16 protein-coding genes are annotated in these 18,058 nt (G+C 42.9%); 7 read left to right on the top strand and 9 right to left on the bottom strand.

The window, feature by feature from the left end:
* The first annotated feature begins 18 nt into the window (after positions 1-18).
* Positions 19-306, top strand: a complete 288-nt coding sequence (locus Q0L00_RS08620) for a DUF5615 family PIN-like protein (protein ID WP_363318531.1) — start codon at positions 19-21, stop codon at positions 304-306.
* Here Q0L00_RS08620 and Q0L00_RS08615 read toward each other — a convergent pair.
* A complete protein-coding gene (locus Q0L00_RS08615) occupies positions 233-736 on the bottom strand; it encodes a regulatory protein RecX (RefSeq protein WP_297336473.1) in 504 nt (167 codons plus the stop codon). The genes Q0L00_RS08620 and Q0L00_RS08615 overlap by 74 nt on opposite strands.
* Positions 737-802: 66 nt before the next feature.
* Here Q0L00_RS08615 and tpiA point away from each other — a divergent pair, with 66 nt between their 5' ends.
* From tpiA to Q0L00_RS08585, 5 genes are all read left to right on the top strand, one after another.
* Positions 803-1,564, top strand: coding sequence for a triose-phosphate isomerase (gene tpiA, locus Q0L00_RS08610; protein WP_297336472.1), 762 nt, complete (start codon positions 803-805; stop codon positions 1,562-1,564).
* Between the two features lie 9 nt (positions 1,565-1,573).
* Positions 1,574-2,401 carry a 50S ribosomal protein L11 methyltransferase gene (prmA, locus tag Q0L00_RS08605; protein ID WP_297336471.1) on the top strand — a complete coding sequence of 276 codons (828 nt, stop codon included), beginning with the start codon at positions 1,574-1,576 and terminating at the stop codon, positions 2,399-2,401.
* 294 nt (positions 2,402-2,695) lie between these two features.
* Positions 2,696-4,420, top strand: a complete 1,725-nt coding sequence (gene recJ, locus Q0L00_RS08595; RefSeq protein ID WP_297336469.1) for a single-stranded-DNA-specific exonuclease RecJ — start codon at positions 2,696-2,698, stop codon at positions 4,418-4,420.
* Between the two features lie 105 nt (positions 4,421-4,525).
* Positions 4,526-5,263, top strand: coding sequence for an LPS export ABC transporter ATP-binding protein (gene lptB, locus Q0L00_RS08590; RefSeq protein WP_297336468.1), 738 nt, complete (start codon positions 4,526-4,528; stop codon positions 5,261-5,263).
* Entirely contained in the window at positions 5,263-6,792 is a 1,530-nt protein-coding gene (locus Q0L00_RS08585) for a GH3 auxin-responsive promoter family protein (RefSeq protein WP_297336467.1), read from the top strand. The genes lptB and Q0L00_RS08585 overlap by 1 nt, the downstream gene beginning before the upstream one ends.
* 21 nt (positions 6,793-6,813) lie before the next feature.
* Here Q0L00_RS08585 and Q0L00_RS08580 read toward each other — a convergent pair whose 3' ends face one another.
* Complete coding sequence (locus tag Q0L00_RS08580) at positions 6,814-7,152, bottom strand: tRNA-binding protein (RefSeq protein ID WP_297336466.1); 339 nt, start codon at positions 7,150-7,152, stop codon at positions 6,814-6,816.
* 107 nt (positions 7,153-7,259) lie between these two features.
* Here Q0L00_RS08580 and Q0L00_RS08575 point away from each other — a divergent pair, with 107 nt between their 5' ends.
* On the top strand, positions 7,260-7,580 hold the full coding sequence (locus Q0L00_RS08575) for a hypothetical protein (RefSeq protein WP_297336465.1): 321 nt from the start codon (positions 7,260-7,262) through the stop codon (positions 7,578-7,580).
* Between the two features lie 50 nt (positions 7,581-7,630).
* Here the strand turns inward: Q0L00_RS08575 and Q0L00_RS08570 are convergent, their stop codons facing one another.
* The 7 genes from Q0L00_RS08570 to Q0L00_RS08540 all read right to left on the bottom strand — a co-directional run bounded on the left by Q0L00_RS08570 (position 7,631) and on the right by Q0L00_RS08540 (position 18,049).
* A complete protein-coding gene (locus Q0L00_RS08570) occupies positions 7,631-8,365 on the bottom strand; it encodes a 1-(5-phosphoribosyl)-5-[(5-phosphoribosylamino)methylideneamino] imidazole-4-carboxamide isomerase (RefSeq protein ID WP_297336464.1) in 735 nt (244 codons plus the stop codon).
* A gap of 162 nt (positions 8,366-8,527) precedes the next feature.
* A complete protein-coding gene (locus tag Q0L00_RS08565) occupies positions 8,528-9,565 on the bottom strand; it encodes a YCF48-related protein (protein WP_297336463.1) in 1,038 nt (345 codons plus the stop codon).
* Between the two features lie 10 nt (positions 9,566-9,575).
* Positions 9,576-10,487 (bottom strand): TIM barrel protein, encoded by a 912-nt coding sequence (locus Q0L00_RS08560; protein WP_297336462.1) that lies wholly within the window; start codon positions 10,485-10,487, stop codon positions 9,576-9,578.
* Between the two features lie 3 nt (positions 10,488-10,490).
* Positions 10,491-11,804, bottom strand: a complete 1,314-nt coding sequence (locus tag Q0L00_RS08555; RefSeq protein ID WP_297336461.1) for a Gfo/Idh/MocA family oxidoreductase — start codon at positions 11,802-11,804, stop codon at positions 10,491-10,493.
* Positions 11,805-11,821: 17 nt separating this feature from the next.
* The gene (locus tag Q0L00_RS08550; RefSeq protein WP_297336460.1) at positions 11,822-12,778 is read right to left on the bottom strand and encodes an SUMF1/EgtB/PvdO family nonheme iron enzyme; all 957 of its coding nucleotides are present in this window, start codon (positions 12,776-12,778) and stop codon (positions 11,822-11,824) included.
* Between the two features lie 9 nt (positions 12,779-12,787).
* Positions 12,788-16,126, bottom strand: coding sequence for a VCBS repeat-containing protein (locus tag Q0L00_RS08545; protein ID WP_297336459.1), 3,339 nt, complete (start codon positions 16,124-16,126; stop codon positions 12,788-12,790).
* 69 nt (positions 16,127-16,195) lie between these two features.
* The gene (locus Q0L00_RS08540; RefSeq protein ID WP_297336458.1) at positions 16,196-18,049 is read right to left on the bottom strand and encodes a RagB/SusD family nutrient uptake outer membrane protein; all 1,854 of its coding nucleotides are present in this window, start codon (positions 18,047-18,049) and stop codon (positions 16,196-16,198) included.
* Positions 18,050-18,058: the final 9 nt, after the last annotated feature.

Genomic DNA, 18,058 nt, shown 5'->3' with positions numbered 1-18,058 from the left:
AGGAAAAACAACTTTGCCATTGTTTCTTTTGACTCTGATTTTATTGATCTGAATGGAATTTACGGGACTCCTCCCAAAATTATTTATCTCAATACTGGAAATTTAATCACAAAAAATATTTGTAATTTATTGACTAAAAACAGCTTGAGAATATCACATGATCTCGAATCTGACTCGGATGAAATATTAGAATTAATTCAAGCTCGATATAATAAAAATCAATTTTTGGAATCTAATCAATTAAACTCGCTATCGCCTCCTGCACCAAATCCTGTTCAAATCCCCGCTGCATCAGGTAGCCGATGACTTTAAAGCGCTTTTTGTACAAATCTGCTTCTGATGTTTTCTCCCATTTCTTTTCAGTCTCCCTAGCCAAGGTATCAAAGTATTCCTGCGGATCAATTTCATTTAACGCTTTTCGGATTAAGGATTCCGGAATTTGCCGCATTTTTAATTCCTGCCGGATCCGAGTTTTTCCCCATTTTTTCATCCTAAACTTACCTCGGGCAAAGGCTGGGGCAAAGCGCTCTTCGTCTAAAAATTTTTCGGCAATTAAAATATCAATCAATTCATCCCTGTCTTCTTCCTTGACTCCTTTCTCGTACATTTTTCGGCGAACTTCCCAAATACAACGCTCTTGATAGGCGCAGAAAGCCTGCAGCTTTTCCTTAGCCTCTTCAAAAGACCAGGGCTTTTTTTGTTGCTCATGTGGGTATTTTTTTCCCCAACCGGACATTTTGCGTAATTTTATTGAAAATTATACCTTTTAGTTTTCTCAAACCTAACAAAATTTTAAAAGCAAATGCGTAAGAAAATCATAGCTGGCAACTGGAAAATGAACATGACTTTCGACGAAGGTCAAAAATTGACTTCTGAAATCGTCAACATGTTTAAAGATGAAAATATTTCTGACGTACAACTTGTCATCAATCCACCCTTTCCTCATCTCCACCCGGTAAAAAAACTAATTGGTGATACCCCCAATGTCTTTCTTGGTGCTCAAAACTGTTCAGACAAAGAGTCAGGCGCATATACCGGTGAGGTATCAGCTAAAATTTTAGCCTCCTTTGGGGTAAGCCATGTGATTTTAGGTCATTCAGAGCGTCGAGAATATTTCAAAGAAGATAATGCCATACTGACCGAAAAGCTGAAACAAGCTCTAGCCAACGGCTTGACTCCAATTTTTTGCTGTGGTGAATCCTTGGAAATCCGTGAAGCAGGCACGCATGAATCCAATGTCAAGTTTCAGTTGACCGATAGTCTTTTTGGACTTACTGCTGAAGAAATTTCCAAGGTGATCATTGCTTATGAGCCAATTTGGGCCATTGGTACCGGGAAAACTGCAACTTCCGATGAAGCGCAACAAATGCACCTTTCGCTAAGAAAACACATCGCGAGCAAATATGGACAAGAGGTGGCAAACTCAATATCCATTCTTTATGGAGGAAGTATGAATGCCGGAAATGCCACAGACCTTCTTTCCAAACCTGATGTGGACGGGGGTTTGATTGGCGGGGCATCTTTAAAGTCAAGAGACTTCATCACCATCGCCAAATCCTATTAATTTCAACCAATGGATTACTTGGAATTAAAAATTACCTGTCGGGAGGAATTCCGAGAGATCCTCATAGCCGAGCTTTCTGAGATCGGCTATGATTCTTTTTTGGAGACAGAAGAAGGTTTTGATACTTATGCCGAAATTGATCAGTTTGATCGGCAGGTTTTTGAAGAAATCCTGAATCGGTATCGAGAAGTTGCAGCAATCCGCTTGCAAGAAAATACCGTTCAGAAAACCAATTGGAATGAAGAATGGGAAAAAAACTATGACCCCATTGCCGTGGATGATTTGGTCTATGTCCGAGCTTCTTTTCATCCTTCGCAAAGTGGGTTCCAGCATGAGATTATCATCAATCCAAAGATGTCCTTTGGCACAGGGCATCATGCGACGACTTTTCAAATGCTGAGACTCCAAGGCAGAATTGATCATCGGGGCAAGCGTGTACTAGACGTAGGCTCCGGAACGGGAATCCTAGCGATCATGGCTCATTTACTAGGTGCTGATGAAATTCAGGCTTTTGATATCGACGATTGGTGTGTGGACAATGGGAATGAAAACTTTGTCTTGAATAGCCTGCCTATCCAAATGGGATTGGGGACCATCCGTTCGGTTCAGCCAATAGGACCTTTTGATATTATTTTAGCCAATATCAACAAAAATGTTTTGCTTGACGAATTGGATATTTATGCAAGTTTGCTGAAGAACGAGGGCTATTTACTCCTTAGCGGCTTTTATACCGAAGATATTCAGGATTTGGTGGATCACTGCAAGCCTTTGGATTTACACCTTCTTTCTCAGGAAAGCAAGGAAAATTGGGCGGCTTTGGTTATGAAAAAAGGCTAATCATGCAGGAATTGAGCATTTATGCAGTTCTTTTTTTGATGCTAATCGGACATACGCTCCTAGCAGGAAAAATGTACCGAAAAGTTCATGAGAATTCCACTCTTTCGCTCCGCCAAAAAAATGACTGGAAATTAAAGGCTCTTATATTTCCTGCATATTATTGGTTTGAGTACAAGAAGCTAAGTCAATGAGCACAAAGCCATCAGCACGATTGCGTAGTTAATTTTAGTAATTCCTCCTTTTTGGGCATAATCGGTCAAGACTTCATCCCAAATACTTTCGTAATTTAGCCACATGGAGTACGTCTGGAAACAAAAACCCAAAGCAACACAAGCAATCGTCGAAAAACTGGGAAAAGAAATCAATGTCAATCCCACCTTGGCGAATATGTTGATCAATCGCGGGGTTGAGAATTTCGAACAAGCCAAAGACTATTTCCGCCCCAGCTTAAGTCAGCTTCACGATCCCTTTTTAATGCAGGATATGCGTGTCGCCGTAGATCGAATCGAAGAAGCGATGACTCAAAATCAAAAAATCTTGATTTATGGGGATTATGATGTGGATGGAACTACGGCCGTAGCATTGGTTTATAGTTTTTTGATTGGCTTCTACCCCCACTTGGAGTTTTATATTCCCGATCGCTATAAGGAGGGCTATGGTATTTCCGAACGGGGTGTTCACTACGCTGCAGAACAAGGTTTTGCTTTAGTCATTGCCTTAGACTGCGGCATCAAAGCCATAGACAAAGTAGATTTGGCCAAAAGGCTGGGAGTGGATTTTATCATTTGTGATCATCATACTCCTGGAGAGCAATTACCAAATGCGGTGGCAGTTTTGGATGCCAAGCGCAGTGATTGTGCCTATCCCTACAAGGAGCTCAGCGGTTGCGGCGTAGGATTTAAATTGATTCAAGCTTTTGCTAAGCATCGGGGAATGGATGAGTCTGTTTTATACAGCTATTTGGATTTGCTGGTGGTCAGTATAGCCGCAGACATCGTACCGATCACGGGAGAAAACAGAATTCTAGCCTATTACGGTTTGGATCGAATTAACAATACGCCCCGCCCAGGTTTTAAAGCCTTGATTCTGCGAAGTAAAATCGAAAAAGAAATTGGCATCTCTGATATTGTATTTAAAATAGGTCCCCGGATCAATGCCTCAGGCAGACTCGAACATGCCAAAGCCTCGGTGGAACTTTTGATCTCAGCAGACTTAGAGTCGGCCATGGAGCGGGCTAAAGTTGTCGATGAAGTCAATGCCACTCGTCGAAATTTTGATGAAAATATCACTAAAGAAGCCTTTGAAATGATCGCTGCTCGGGAATCAGACCAAGAATGGAGCAGTACTGTTCTTTTCAAGGAGGATTGGCACAAAGGGGTCATCGGGATCGTAGCCAGCCGATGTATCGAAAAATACTATCGGCCGACTATCATTCTCACCGAGTCTAATGCTAAGGCTACCGGAAGTGCCCGCTCGGTGGTTGATTTCAATATTTATGAGGCCATTGCTGAGTGCAGTGACCTCTTGGATCAGTTTGGTGGACATAAGTATGCGGCAGGTTTGACGCTTCCTGTAGACCGGGTTCCGGCATTTCAAGCTAAATTTGAATCAGTGGTCAAAAGCAGAATTGAAGAGATTCATCGCAAGCCTGTGATTGAAATCGATGACGAATTGCTTTTGGATCAAATCAACTACAAATTTTATAATATTCTAAAACAGATGGCTCCATTTGGTCCGGGAAATCCTGAACCTGTTTTTAGAATCTCCAATGTGTATGCCGAGGATGTGGCCGTGTTGAAAGAAAAACATCTTCGCTTTAAAATCGTACAGGACGGTCAAGTCACCACGCCAGTTTGCTTAGCATTTGGGATGGCTGACCGTACAAAAGACCCGGATTTGACCACAGTAAATATGTTAAGAGGTAGAATGCGCTTCGATATTGTTGCTGAAATGCGGGAAAACTTTTTTAGAGATAAAAGCAGTTTGCAATTGTATGTTAAAGACATCAAATTTGATTAAAATGAAAACCTTTTCCCTAAAGCTTTTTAAACCTAATTTTTCGGGCCACTTGATTGAGCAACTGGCCAAGTCAATCAGTTCTACCCTAAATAAAAATGCACGAATATGAAACTTCGAGCTGAGCATTTAATTAAAATATATAAAGGTCGACGGGTCGTCAATGACATATCCGTGGAAGTCAAGCAAGGCGAAATTGTGGGATTATTGGGGCCAAATGGAGCAGGAAAAACCACCTCGTTTTATATGATCGTGGGTTTGGTAAAGCCCAATGAAGGAAATATCTTTTTAGAAGAGGAAAATATCACGGAACTCCCCATGTATAAGCGGGCCAAACTGGGCATCGGTTACCTTGCCCAGGAAGCCTCGGTCTTCAGGAAATTAAGCGTAGAAGAAAATATCATGGCAGTTTTGGAGATGACCAAGCTTTCCAAGCAAGCGCAAAAAGAAAAAGTGGAAAGTCTATTGGAGGAGTTTAGTCTCACCCATGTTAGAAAAAACCTCGGAATGGTGCTTTCGGGAGGGGAGCGGAGAAGAACTGAAATTGCACGTGCCTTAGCCGTGGATCCTAAATTTGTATTGCTAGATGAGCCTTTTGCTGGAGTAGACCCCATTGCTGTTGAAGAAATCCAAACCATTGTAGCCAAGCTTAAAACCAAGAATATTGGTATTTTGATTACCGATCATAATGTCAACGAAACGCTTTCAATCACTGATCGGGCTTATTTGATGTTTGAAGGAAAACTATTGAAGGCCGGAACTGCTGAAGAGCTCGCCGCTGACGAACAGGTCAGAAAAGTATATTTGGGAAGTCAGTTTGAGCTAAAGCGAAAAATTTTTAACTAATGGAAGTATTGAACAGCTTCATGTCTTGGGTTTTTAAAACACGACTCGGACAAATCGAAAACTTTAAGAAAAATCCGATCCAAACCCAAAAGACGGTTTTATTTGAACTTCTCGATGCGGGACGTAAAACTGAATTTGGCAGGAAATATCATTTCTCCGAAATCAAAAATTATCAGGATTTTGCTCTTCGCGTTCCCCTTTTTGATTACGATAGTTTTAAACCCTACATCGACCGGACAATGGAAGGCAAGCAAGGGGTAATTTGGAATTCAAAAATCGAATGGTTTTCCAAATCCTCGGGCACGACCTCTAGCCGCAGCAAATATATTCCGGTCACAGACGAAAGTTTAGAGGAATGCCACTATAAAGGCGGCAAAGATATGCTTTCGCTTTATTTGTCAAACTATCCCAATTCGAAGCTTTTTTCGGGAAAGAATCTGACCATTGGAGGTACGCTTGAAAAAAACCCATTGAATCCTCAGGGCACAGCCAAAGCAGGCGATATCTCTGCGGTAATTATGAAAAACTTACCCATCTGGGCACAACTGGTTCGTACACCAAACCTGGAAACAGCGCTGATGAGTGAATGGGAGGCTAAAATAGAAAAAATGGCCAGGGAAACCATGAATGAAAATGTGGTGAGTATTGCAGGGGTTCCTACCTGGACAGTGGTTTTGCTTCGAAGGATTTTAGAGCTCAAAAAAGCTACTCATATTCTCGAAGTCTGGCCAAACCTGGAGGTGTTTTTCCATGGTGCGGTAGCATTTGGTCCCTATCGCAGTCTTTTTAAGGAATTGATTCCATCGGAAAAAATGCGCTACATGGAGACTTACAATGCTTCTGAAGGATTTTTTGGGATTCAAGATCAGCCCAATTCAGAGGAAATGCTCCTATTATTGGACTATGGGATTTTTTATGAATTTATTCCCATGGACGAATGGGGCCAAGAAAACCCCCATATCATACCCCTACAAGAAGTTGAAATAGGAAAAAATTATGCCGTAGTGATTTCAACCAATGGAGGATTATGGCGGTACAAAATTGGAGACACGATTCGGTTTACCTCTACCCAACCCTTTCGATTCAAGATCTCAGGAAGAACCAAGCATTTTATCAATGCCTTCGGAGAAGAAGTGATCGTAGAAAATGCAGAAAATGCCATCTCCTTTGCGGCTGAAAAAACCGAGTCAACCATTTTGAATTTTACGGCAGCCCCAATTTATTTTAGTTCCGAGGAAAATAAAGGCGCACATGAGTGGATCATCGAATTCAAAAAAGCACCTAAAAACAAAACGGAATTCATTCAGCTACTAGATAATCAGTTACGGCAAATCAACTCGGATTACGATGCGAAGCGATACAAAGATTTGGCATTAAAGCCCCCTGTGGTTCACTTTGCCTCACCGGGTCTTTTTGAGAATTGGCTGGGCAAAAAGGGAAAATTGGGAGGGCAGCACAAAGTCCCGAGATTGTCCAATGACAGGGGCTATCTGGAGGAGCTTTTAGAACTGCTCAAAGAGGAAGCTTAGCTACAAAATTGATCAGTGAATTTAATGAAGTTTTGACCCGTTGGAAACGGGGCGTTCCGTACTACTCAGCACAATATTTCCATCCAGATCCGAAAACCCTGTGATCAAGACTTCTGACATAAAATCAGCAATCTGTCGTGGTTTAAAGTTAACCACCGCGATAACTTGACGACCAATCAAACTTTCCTTTGAATAAAGGGCCGTTATTTGAGCGGAGGATTTTTTCACCCCTAGCTCCGGACCAAAGTCCACCCAAATTTTATACGCTGGTTTTCGTGCTTTTTCGAAATTTTCAACTTGTACTATGGTGCCTACTCGGATATCAATTTTGGCGAATTCTTCGAAGTCAATCGTTTGCATAGAAGAAATTTTTCTTATTTTTAGAAACCTTTTATCAAACCTGTAAGTTAATCATTAGTAATCTAATATTAATTATGTTCAATTTTACAATATTTCCTTTCAAAAAAGTGAGTTTACTCGCAACGATTTTGCTGGGAATTTGTGTATTTGCCAAAGAGTCTTCTGCTCAAACTGAACAAGAGAAGGTAGAAATGGAGCCTTTAAAACCTTTGGATCGGCCGATTGTAGAGGATCATGCTACTTCTCAAGAAGTTATCATTCCCAAAGTGGTGGTTACCCAAAAAACAAAAAATCTTCCTACTCAAAATACTCCCATCCGAAGAGAACTAATACTTGGCGAAGAAGGAAAAAAAACTCCGGAACCTGTTTCGTCCACGCTATCATTTAATATTTTTCTTTATGTGGTGGACAAATTCAAAGCAGACTAATTTGTGTTTTCTTAATAGCTAAAAAAGAGACTCGTTTGAGTCTCTTTTTTTTAGGATTCCGATATGAATTTTTCAAGATCTTTCAAGGTGATTTTTCCTTCGTAGTATGCCCTCCCAAAAACGGAAGCTTTGACCCCGATATCTTTGAGGGCTTTAAAATCATCAATTCCACGCACCCCTCCACTAGCTGCTACATGAATATTTGGGAAGCGAGCAATGATCTTTTTATAAAGTTCTAAATTAGGCCCTTCCATCACTCCATCACGACTAACATCAGAGCATTTGAGGTATTTTAGTCCTCTCTCGTAGAAGAACTCAATATGATCATATAAATCAATGCTGGTTTTCTTTAACCAACCGCGGATTTTAATTTTATTATCTACTGGATTACTATCAGCAGCCAAGTTAATTTTTTCCCTTCCGTAGGAAAGGATAAATTGCCCGAATCGCTCTGGATGGTTGGCCGCTGCCGAAGATATAGTAACCGTTTTTGCACCAAACTCAAAACATTTGATCACGTCTCCATCCGTGGTGATGCCCCCGGTGAAATCAATCAATAAATCGGTATAGCCGGCAATAGCTTCTAGAATATGATAATTTTTAGGCTCTCCTCTTCGAGCCCCATCCAAATCTACCAAATGGAGTCGTTTTAGACCGATGGATTCAAACTCCTGAGCAATAGACAGGGGATTGTTGGAAATCACTTCTTCGGTCGTAAAATCACCTCTTTTCAGGCGAACGCATTTTCCATTGATGAGCCAAATAGACGGAATAATTTCAAACATGGTGTTAAGTTATTCGAAGGATTGAACTGGGCAGTTTAAAAACTTGTCCCTAAATATAATACTTCAGGCCTTTCTGCACGCTGAAAAGGGTGGATTCTTTTCCAAAATTCAAATTTTAAATCGTCTTTAACGGCCTCTTGCAAAGAATACCCAGGTTTTTTCTCAATAGGTTAATCGTCCGATTTTTCCTCCCGCACCTGAGGCCCAAATTGCTCCGCCGGCATGCGCACGGCTTACTGCGTGAAAACCTTCTGAGCTAAACGATGTCCAATTTTTTCCTCCATCTGAAGAGAAATCACTCCCCGATGGTCCGGTGGCAATGACCCAATGAAAATGCGGAAAATACGCAATTCCTGATCGGTATCCAGCCGGTGGGGTGGAGGGTTGAATCCACTTCTGATCCGGTATCAAAAATAATCCAGCATTACCCTTGATTTCATCCTCTTGGGAATAATCCCCTCCAACTGCGATAATTTCGCCATTTCCAGCTTGGGTCAATGAAAAAATCCCCTGCGAGGCATTCCCTTGTGATAGATTGCTTTTATACTTTTCCCAGGTTCCTCCACGATTGGGAGAATAATAAAGGTTGGACACTGTTCCTCCGCTTCCCAGCCAAAGCTCATCTCCTCGTGCTAAAAGTGAAGATGCACTAGCAGCAAAACCCGCTTCCCCCGATTCAGCTAAAGGAAGCGAGTCAATCAAGTTCCAAGACTCTCCCTGATCTTTGGTTTCCAAAATGGTCCACCTTCCTTCAACCGGATCTCCAAAGACATATCCTCGATTAAAATCAGCAAAACTAACTCCATCCAGAAATGCATCTTCCGGTTCTTGGTGTTTTTTCGACCATGTTTCTCCTCCATCTTCAGTTTTATAAATAACGGCGGGCTGACCGGCAGCAACTGCAATCGCCTTTTCAGCATTAAAGGCGTAAATGGATCTAAAATCCACGCTATCCAACGAGCCGATGATTCCGTGAGTCCAAGTTTGTCCACCATCCAGGGACTTAAGCCAAACTCCTCCACTCCCGCTTGCCCAAATGATATCTTCGGTTACCACAGAGAGCCCCCGTAAAGATGATTTTACGGGAGTATCCATAATTTCCCAGCCGTTTGGTTCTTTTACAACTACTTCTTTTGAATTGGGTTGGCAGGAAAAAAGCGCTGTTGAAATCAACAGCGCTCCGATACTTTTTTTCAACATAGTAATTTTTTTAGGAAATATCCACTTTTCGATACGCTTCAATCAAGGCTTCTTCCCCTTCTTTTCCAGGAAAGGCATTGCCATGCTCCATCCCAAGGATTCCATCAAACCCCTTTTCATGAATATACTTAAAGACATTTCCATAATGAATTTCTCCAGTACCTGGTTCCTTTCGGCCCGGATTATCTCCAATTTGGATGTAAGCAATCTCATCCCAGGTTTTCTCCATCGTGGCAATGAGGTTGCCTTCGTTTCGCTGCATATGATAAACATCGTATAGAATCTTACATGCTGGACTATCCACCGCTTTACAGATCATAAATGTTTGATCTGCATGACGAAGGAAGAGGTCAGGATTATCACTCAGAGGCTCCAATACCATCGTCAACCCATGGGGCTCAAGGATTTCAGAGCCTCTTTTGAGCGCCTCCACAACATTGGCGGTTTGAATACCAAGAGGAAGATTTCGCTCAAAATATCCGGGCACAACCGTCATCCATTTGGCATTGACCCGCTTGGCAACTTCAACGGATTTTCGACAAGTTGCCAAAAAGGTATCCAAAAACTCTTGCTTTCCAGTAGCCAAGGATACCTTCCAGTTATCTCCACCGTCAATGACAAAAACCCCCATGCGCATGTTTAACTCAGAAAGTAATTTTCCGATCATTTCCTGATCCGCCACCGACCTACCGAGAAGACCATTATCTTCCAGCGAGCGAAAACCCTGATCGGCCATGAATCGTAATTCATCCTCAATTCCTCCCGGGGCAGAATTTCGAAACATTCCAAAATGCGGCGCAAAATCCATGTTGAACGTGGCGGCTTTCTGATTTTTAGCCAAGGCACCCATACTTAAGCCTCCAGAAAGGCTTAAAACTGTACTTCCCAAGCCCAATTTTTTGATAAATCCTCGTCTTTCCATGGCTTAAATCACTTTGGTTTTACCAGGTACTGCATGTGGATAATAGCCATCATCTCCGGGAAGGATTTTTGGCAGCGCATCCCAGGAAAGTTCCTCTGGGAATAAATCCACCGTTCCATTCAACGCTTCATCCCAAGTCATCACCTTACCAGAGTAAGTAGCATATCTACCCATGATGGAGGTCATTGTACTTTTGGCGGCATTTTCAGCGTCGGCAAATTTGTATTCCCCCTTGACGATTGCTGCCCAAAGCTCATCATGCTCTTGCTGATAGGGGTTTGGATTGTTTTCTCGATCATGGGTATAAATTGAATTTCCCTTCCAATCTGTCAAGACCCCATGGTTTCCGGCACTGAGATAAACTTTCCCTTTGGTTCCTTGGAAAGATTCATCTACCCGGTTGGCAGCTCCAGGGAAATGCCGACACTCACTGTGAATCACTGACCCGTCTTCATAAGTAAAGGTAAGCACATGGTGATCAAAGATTTCTCCATGATCTTTTCCTGTACGAACCGCACGACCTCCGGTGCCTTCTGCTTTGACTGGATAGGACTGCTTGACCCAGTTGGCAATGTCAATATTGTGTACGTGCTGCTCGGTAATATGATCTCCGCAGAGCCAATTGAAATAATACCAATTTCGCATTTGATATTCCATTTCGCTTTGTCCCGGTTGCCGTTCACGTACCCATACACCTCCGTCATTCCAATAGACCTGACCCCCTACAATATCTCCTACGGCACCATCATGAATCCGCTTGATGGTTTCCCGGTAATTGTTTTGATAGTGGCGCTGCAAGCCTACGACCACATTGAGTTTTTTCGCTTTAGCTTCTTCAGCTGAGGCCAATACTTTTCGTATCCCTGCGGCATCAGTCGCCACGGGTTTTTCCATAAAAATCTGCTTCCCCTGCTTCACAGCCTCTTCAAAATGGGAAGGTCTAAATCCTGGAGGAGAAGCCAAAATTACGACATCAGCTTCCGCAATCGCATGTTTGTAAGCATCGAACCCCACAAATTTTCGCTCTTCGGGAACATCGATTTTTTCTGTGCCATACTTGTCCAACATCGGCTTTAGACTAGTGTCCAACCGATCACGGAATGCATCCGCCATGGCCACCAGCTTGATGGGATGACCGGTTTCCAAAGCTTGGAATACCGCACCGGTACCTCTTCCTCCACAACCAATAACGGCAAGTTTGAGGTGGTTTTCAGTAGCAGCATACGCCCCTGGAAGGACAAATGGAGAGGCGAGAACACCTCCTGTGACCAAAGCAGATGTTTTAATAAAATCTCTTCTGGTGTTTTGATTTTTCATGGCAAGGTTATTTTAGGTTAATAATCGGATATAGGTGCCTGAGTATAATAGGCTTGAATTTCTTCTGGACTTGGAGGGATGAGCGGTCTGACTACCCGCAAACCCAAAAAAGGCGCCTCAGGAAACCACCATTGACTTTTGGGAATCTGAGGATCAATTTGCTTCCATTTTGGATCACTGACGTACCGTTTAGTGGAGCTGATTTCTTCGGAATTATGTTTAAAACTCCCTCCCCGTATCACACGGGGATAAAGTTTCTCGGCAGGATTTGCTGGATTTTCTTTGGGAGAGTTTTGGTAAAAATTTGGATCATATTGATCCGATGTCCATTCCATGACATTCCCGTAAATGTCATAAAGCCCCCAAGGATTGGGTTTTTTCTGTCCCACTTTTTGAGTGGATTCCGGTGAGTTTTCTGCCGTCCAAGCATATTCACCCAGAAGCTCCGGATCATCTCCATAAAAATATTGGGTCTCAGATCCTGCTTTAGCGGCATATTCCCATTCGGCTTCGGTAGGGAGCCGGTAAAAAATCCCTGTTTTCAAATACAACCAATGGCAAAATTGAATCGCTCCGTATTGGGTCATGCCCACAGCAGGTTTTGCTTCCTTTCCCATTCCAAAAGTCATATCCAAATAGGGAATACTGGGCCGGGTTAAGCCATCCACCAATTCACTAATCGGTTCTTCGGTAAGGGCAAGTTCATAATTTTTGTCTAGGAAAAGCTCAAAAATATCCCAGGTGATTTCATGGGTACCCATCCAAAATGCGTCGATTTTTACCGCATGGGTTGGCTTCTCGTCTTCAAATGGACTTTCATCCGAACCCATAAGAAAACTTCCCTCTGGAATAGGAACCAAATCAAATTGCACCTCGGTTCCTGGAATTTGTTGAGTATAGGGCTCAAAATTGGAATCCTCCCAATACCTAGCGGCAAGCGTAAAGAATAAAAGAAATACAGTCTTTTTAATCATTTGAGTTTATCAGTTGGGTGTTAGATTTTGCTTATAAAAATGAACGGCTTTGCTTTTTTCGATCCAGATCAGATAATCCTCGGTTTTGGTAATTCCACGAGTATCTCCTAGCACAGAGATTCCCGATTGTTCTGGACTAAGTGCTTGAAACTTTCCTGTTCCATCACCAAGCAAAATCAATCCTCTGGAAGCATCATATTTTCCGAGACTAATTTTACCAAAATCCATATTTCCTCCGAGAATCAGGTCAAGATTTCCATCATCATTCAAATCCATGGCATGAGAGGCAAAGACAGGACTGAACTGTACCTCTTGGGGTAATGGTTTTTTTTCAAATTTTCCTAAACTGTTGATTCTCAGATAAACGGTTTCCAGTTCGTTGATTTGGATTATTTCCGCATCTGATCGCTCGGATTGGGAAAAGAGATCTTCAAATTTTAGGGAAGCATAACTTTTGAAATCCAAGTAGCGTTTTTTCAACAGCGGCATTTGACTCAGTAATTCACCTCGGCTGACCAAAGGATAAATTTCTCCCTGAACCGGAAACCCATATACCGCATCCATCGATCCATTTTCATCGAAATCCTTGAAAATCAACTCCATAGGATTTTCATTTGAAGCTCGGAGTTGGGTATTTCTCCCAAGATTTCCGACAATCAATTCCATGTTTCCGTTTTGATCCCAGTCTGCAGATTGGATATGATTCCAAAAACCAATTAGTGGAGTTTCAAAGTACCGCTCAGTAGCTTCTTCCCAGAGTTTACCCTGATTTTCAAAAATAGAAATGGGCATTGCCTCCCCGACAAGAATTAATTCATCGGAGCCATTCTGGTCCAAATCCACAAACTTTGCATCGGTAATCATTCCCAACTCGAATAATTCGGGAGCATACTTTTGGGTTTCTTCGGTAAACTTCCCTGCACGGTCATTGATCCAAATCTGGGCTCCAGAGGATAAAGGATATTGGTCCGGCGTGACCCGCGAAGCCAAAAGGACATCCTCAGCTCCATCACCATTAAAATCATAAGTGAGAATGGTACTCACTGGACAGGAAAATCCTTGGAATGCATTTTCAACTCGCATAAATCGCCTGTTTCCTTCATTGAGGTAAAGTCGAGGTTCCCACTCCTTAGCCCCGGATTGAAATTGGTGCAGACCACCACCGGCTACCAAAAGATCCGTTTTTCCATCTCCATTGGCATCAAAAGCCACTGCATGGCTATCTTCGGCAGGGGATTCTCTCTCAAAGGAAGCAGAATCGAGGGCTTTGGACTGGAAACTGGTCAGGTGATAGATAATCCCCCCTGAAACGCCTCGTTCTCCTCCGACGAATAAATCGGGATGACCGTCTTGGTCAAAATCAGCCATCGTCCAAGCTTGCTGCTGATTGGAAATGGGATGCAAAAGCATCGGCTGTCTTTTAAAATCATTAGACTGAATTCCCTTTTTGAGGTGAACCTCAAATTGCTTGGATAAAATCGATCGTTTTTTAGGGGATTCCCTTTTATACTCTTCTCCGGTAGTTGGATCGATTTCTAAGGTCTGATTGGCAGAAACTGATCGAAGAATTTTAACGCTACCCTCAGGCCAGGATATCACCAGCGAGTCAATGGAACTCTCCTCGCCCAAACCCAAATGTAAAACAGGACTAACAGAGGACTGAAAACCCCTGTAAGGATTTTGCTCCAGATACTGGACCTCATGACCTGAATAGGCGCTAACTTGAGTGCCTAGGGCAAAGGTATTTTTATTCTCTCCAAGCAGTTTGATTTTGAGATAGTTTTGGGCTTGGAGCTCATTGCTCTTATTTTCAAAAATAGAAGCTGGGGAATTAATGTTATTTACGATCAAGTCTAGGTCTCCGTCATTGTCTAGGTCCGAATACGCAGCTCCATTGCTGGTGAGTGGAATATCGAATCCCCACTCCCCGGTTTTATTTTCAAATTGCAGATCTTGTTGATTTTGAAAGATGTAATTGGAAAGTCCAGTCGAGGGCATGGTTTTCACCAGGTCCAGTAAATCTTCGCGTTTGAGTTTCCCTCCGGATGTCTGCACGTAATTTTCCATGTACATCAAAAAATCCTGGTTATTATAGTCCCTCAAATACCCATTGCTGACAAAGAGGTCCTTCCAACCATCATTGTCAAAATCAGCAAATAACGCTGCCCAGCTCCAATCAGTATTGGAAAGACCAGAAAATTGACCAACTTCTTGAAATTTCCCCGTGCCATCGTTGACATGTAACATATTTCTCATGTACTGATGATGCCAGCCTTTATCAAGGTTTAGCTGAAAGACCTCGTAGTTGTCAGGAGCCAACAGAAGTTTTTGGCGATAATTATCCTCTGGCAGCATGTCTAGTGTAAAAATATCCGGCAGTCCGTCGTTGTTGATATCGGCGATGTCATTGCCCATGGAAAAGTTGGAAATGTGCCCGAGTCTTTCGCTCAGCTCATCGTTGAAGGTGCCGTCCTTTTGGTTGATGTAAAGGTAATCAGGCATGGCATAATCATTTCCGATGTAAATATCAGGCCACCCATCCTTATTGATATCGGCTGTTGAAATGCCCAAACCGTAGGAAAAAACAGAACTGGAAATCCCTGCCTCTGTTGTGATTTCAACAAAAACTCCATTTCGGTTTTCGAAAAGCTGCGATCCCGCTTCATTCTTTTCTTTTAAAAGCTTCATCGTCCGTGAAACGTCCTGATTTTGGATGGAACGTGTGTTATGATTTAGTAAAAAAAGATCCAAATCTCCATCCCGATCAAAATCAAAAAAGCTTGCCGAAGTACTGGGAGAGCTGGAGTCTATTCCAAATTCAGCTCCTTTTTCTTCAAATATTGGAGTGCCGGTTTCATCGGAACCTTGATTGATGAAAAGTAGATTTTTTCGCTTTCCCGGAGGCAGTGCCCCCGATCGACACTGGTAAATATCTAATAAACCATCCCCATTGACATCTGCAAAAACCACCCCAGTATTCCATGGGCCCGGGATTCCTTGAACTTTTGCCGTTTCCGTGATGTCTTTAAAAATCAAATTTCCCTGATTGAGGTATAGTTTTGGTCCACTGACATTGGCGGAAAAATAAAGATCGTCCAAGCCGTCCCCATTAAGATCTCCTACAGCTACCCCTGCCCCATTATAGAGGTATTCATACATGAGTACATTGAGATTCAAAGATTCTTCAATTCGATTAGTAAAGTTCACTCCAGAAACGCCTGGCTCGAGAAGCTCAAAAAGGGGTTTTGGGCTAGCTTCTGGGCTGCTTTTTATTTCCGAAGCATTCTTTTGGCAGGAAATTAAAAGCAAAATCAAGGCAAAATAAAAAGAGAAGGTAATTCTACGCATTTGGAAATTAAGAAACTCAGCCACTTCACTGTGAAATGGCTGAGTCTAATTTAAACAGAATTTATTCGATTAATAGCCCGGGTTTTGGATCAGGTTTTCATTTCTGTTGATTTCATCCCGATGAATGGGTAAGTAATACATCTTATCCAACCAAGTTCGGTTTTCTTTTCCTGGATCCATATCAATGACCTCATAGACATAGTCATAGGATTCCGGATCATAGCGATAAACAGAAACGCTTTTTCCGGGCTTCAGTGTCCCCGTAATGTTAATTCCATTAGCCTGTCTTCCTAGTGTCTCCGGAGCGATCATCCATCGCCTCACATCATGATAACGCTGTTCTTCATAGGCCATTTCTACTCGCCTCTCATTGCGATACCGATCTCGCAGTGCATCCCCAGAATCTGTGATTGCAGGCATGCCTACTCTGAATCGAATCTGGTTTAGCCAGTTGCGGGCCTCCTCTTCCTGTCCCAATTCGATCGAAGCCTCCACATAATTCAATACCGCCTCGGTATATCTTAAAATCGGCCAGGGGACCTCCTGCCAAGTGTTTTGATCCACAATGGCCGGATCCGGATCGATAAACTTGCGGATGTAATATCCGGTATAACTTCCATTCCAGTCTTCGATCGGTGAATTTCTGGTGTCCAATCCAAAATGAGTTTCAACCTCTCCAGAGGAATTGGTCACCTCGTAAGTTCCTGTTTGAATCTGACCAAGTGGATCCCTAGGCTGATTGGCAGAAGAGCGGGGTTTCCACTGTGCCCCATCGTATAAGATGGATGCATAGAATCTGGGGTCACGATTTTCGTACGGATTGCTGGAATGTTCTTCATCTTCCCATGAAAACTCGGTTCCATCCATCATTTCATAGTCATCCACCAAAAGCTGAACGGGGGTATTTCCTGCCCAGTTGTTATAGCCATTTGGACCGTTGAAAAGACCCTGACGACCGCCATTTTCCTGTTTGGCATTGATAAAATAGCGACCCAAAATGATCTCACTTTCTCCTCCATTTCTAGCCAAAGAATTGTTCATGTAATTTTGAATTCCTTCTTCATGAGAAACGGGTTCAGTTAAGCCCATTCCATTACCTGTAGTCAAGTCCAATACCGCTTTAGCAGCTGCCTGTGCCCGTTGCCAGCGCTCTGCCCGACTTCCGGAGGTGTAAGCCAACAATTCAATATTGCCATAAGCGGCCATATCCGGCGATTTTGCCTGTGCGGTAGGGGCATCATGCAAATCACTGGCCGCATAGAGCAAGACCCGTGACTTCAAGGCCAAAGCAGCAGCCTGGGAAGCACGCCCATTGGCCATCGCTCTACCGGCTAGCAAGGTGGCTGATTCATCCAAGTCAGAAACAATAAAATCCACCACTTCCTCAAAGGTATTTCGGGGAGCGGAATAGGTTTCCTCGCCTAGTTCGTAGGGTCGATCCACAATGGGCACACCCCCATAATAACGCATCAGCTGATGGTAATAGTAGGCACGAAGAAATTTGGCTTCACCCATTAATCGATCTGCCGCATCCTGATCGGTAAATTCCGGTTCGCTTAATTTGGAGATGGCAATATTGGCAGCCCTGATTCGGCTATACATATTTCCCCACCAAATGGTATTGTTTACCCAACCGATATCTGCAGGATTGGATCGGGATTCAGTAATGGTGTTGATTCCTCTTCCAGGATGGGTAAAGATTGCTTCATCAGTGAGCGAAGCGAGCATTTGCTCGTCAAAGCCTCCATTTCCAAATCCCTGGTAAATGCCCGTTACAAAGGCATCCGCAAGAGCTGGATCAGCCCAAACGGAAGATTCGGACACCTCACCAAGAGGCCGCGTATCCAGAAAGTCATGATTACAAGAAACCGAAATCAGCCCTGCAATGAATATAAATAGGAACGTTTTATTAATTAGTTTCATGATTCGCTT

Source organism: Algoriphagus sp. (assembly GCF_024305035.1).
In the GTDB taxonomy this organism is placed as follows: Bacteria; Bacteroidota; Bacteroidia; order Cytophagales; family Cyclobacteriaceae; genus Algoriphagus.
Note: the sequence above shows the minus strand (reverse complement) of the source record. Positions and strands in the feature narration are given on the sequence as shown.

What these genes read in the sequence shown, in the direction of transcription:
- Q0L00_RS08615 (WP_297336473.1), bottom strand. Translation starts at nt 736, where the DNA reads ATGTCCGGTTGGGGAAAAAAATACCCACATGAGCAACAAAAAAAGCCC.
- tpiA (WP_297336472.1), top strand. Translation starts at nt 803, where the DNA reads ATGCGTAAGAAAATCATAGCTGGCAACTGGAAAATGAACATGACTTTC.
- prmA (WP_297336471.1), top strand. Translation starts at nt 1,574, where the DNA reads ATGGATTACTTGGAATTAAAAATTACCTGTCGGGAGGAATTCCGAGAG.
- recJ (WP_297336469.1), top strand. Translation starts at nt 2,696, where the DNA reads ATGGAGTACGTCTGGAAACAAAAACCCAAAGCAACACAAGCAATCGTC.
- lptB (WP_297336468.1), top strand. Translation starts at nt 4,526, where the DNA reads ATGAAACTTCGAGCTGAGCATTTAATTAAAATATATAAAGGTCGACGG.
- Q0L00_RS08585 (WP_297336467.1), top strand. Translation starts at nt 5,263, where the DNA reads ATGGAAGTATTGAACAGCTTCATGTCTTGGGTTTTTAAAACACGACTC.
- Q0L00_RS08580 (WP_297336466.1), bottom strand. Translation starts at nt 7,152, where the DNA reads ATGCAAACGATTGACTTCGAAGAATTCGCCAAAATTGATATCCGAGTA.
- Q0L00_RS08570 (WP_297336464.1), bottom strand. Translation starts at nt 8,365, where the DNA reads ATGTTTGAAATTATTCCGTCTATTTGGCTCATCAATGGAAAATGCGTT.
- Q0L00_RS08565 (WP_297336463.1), bottom strand. Translation starts at nt 9,565, where the DNA reads ATGTTGAAAAAAAGTATCGGAGCGCTGTTGATTTCAACAGCGCTTTTT.
- Q0L00_RS08560 (WP_297336462.1), bottom strand. Translation starts at nt 10,487, where the DNA reads ATGGAAAGACGAGGATTTATCAAAAAATTGGGCTTGGGAAGTACAGTT.
- Q0L00_RS08555 (WP_297336461.1), bottom strand. Translation starts at nt 11,804, where the DNA reads ATGAAAAATCAAAACACCAGAAGAGATTTTATTAAAACATCTGCTTTG.
- Q0L00_RS08550 (WP_297336460.1), bottom strand. Translation starts at nt 12,778, where the DNA reads ATGATTAAAAAGACTGTATTTCTTTTATTCTTTACGCTTGCCGCTAGG.
- Q0L00_RS08545 (WP_297336459.1), bottom strand. Translation starts at nt 16,126, where the DNA reads ATGCGTAGAATTACCTTCTCTTTTTATTTTGCCTTGATTTTGCTTTTA.
- Q0L00_RS08540 (WP_297336458.1), bottom strand. Translation starts at nt 18,049, where the DNA reads ATGAAACTAATTAATAAAACGTTCCTATTTATATTCATTGCAGGGCTG.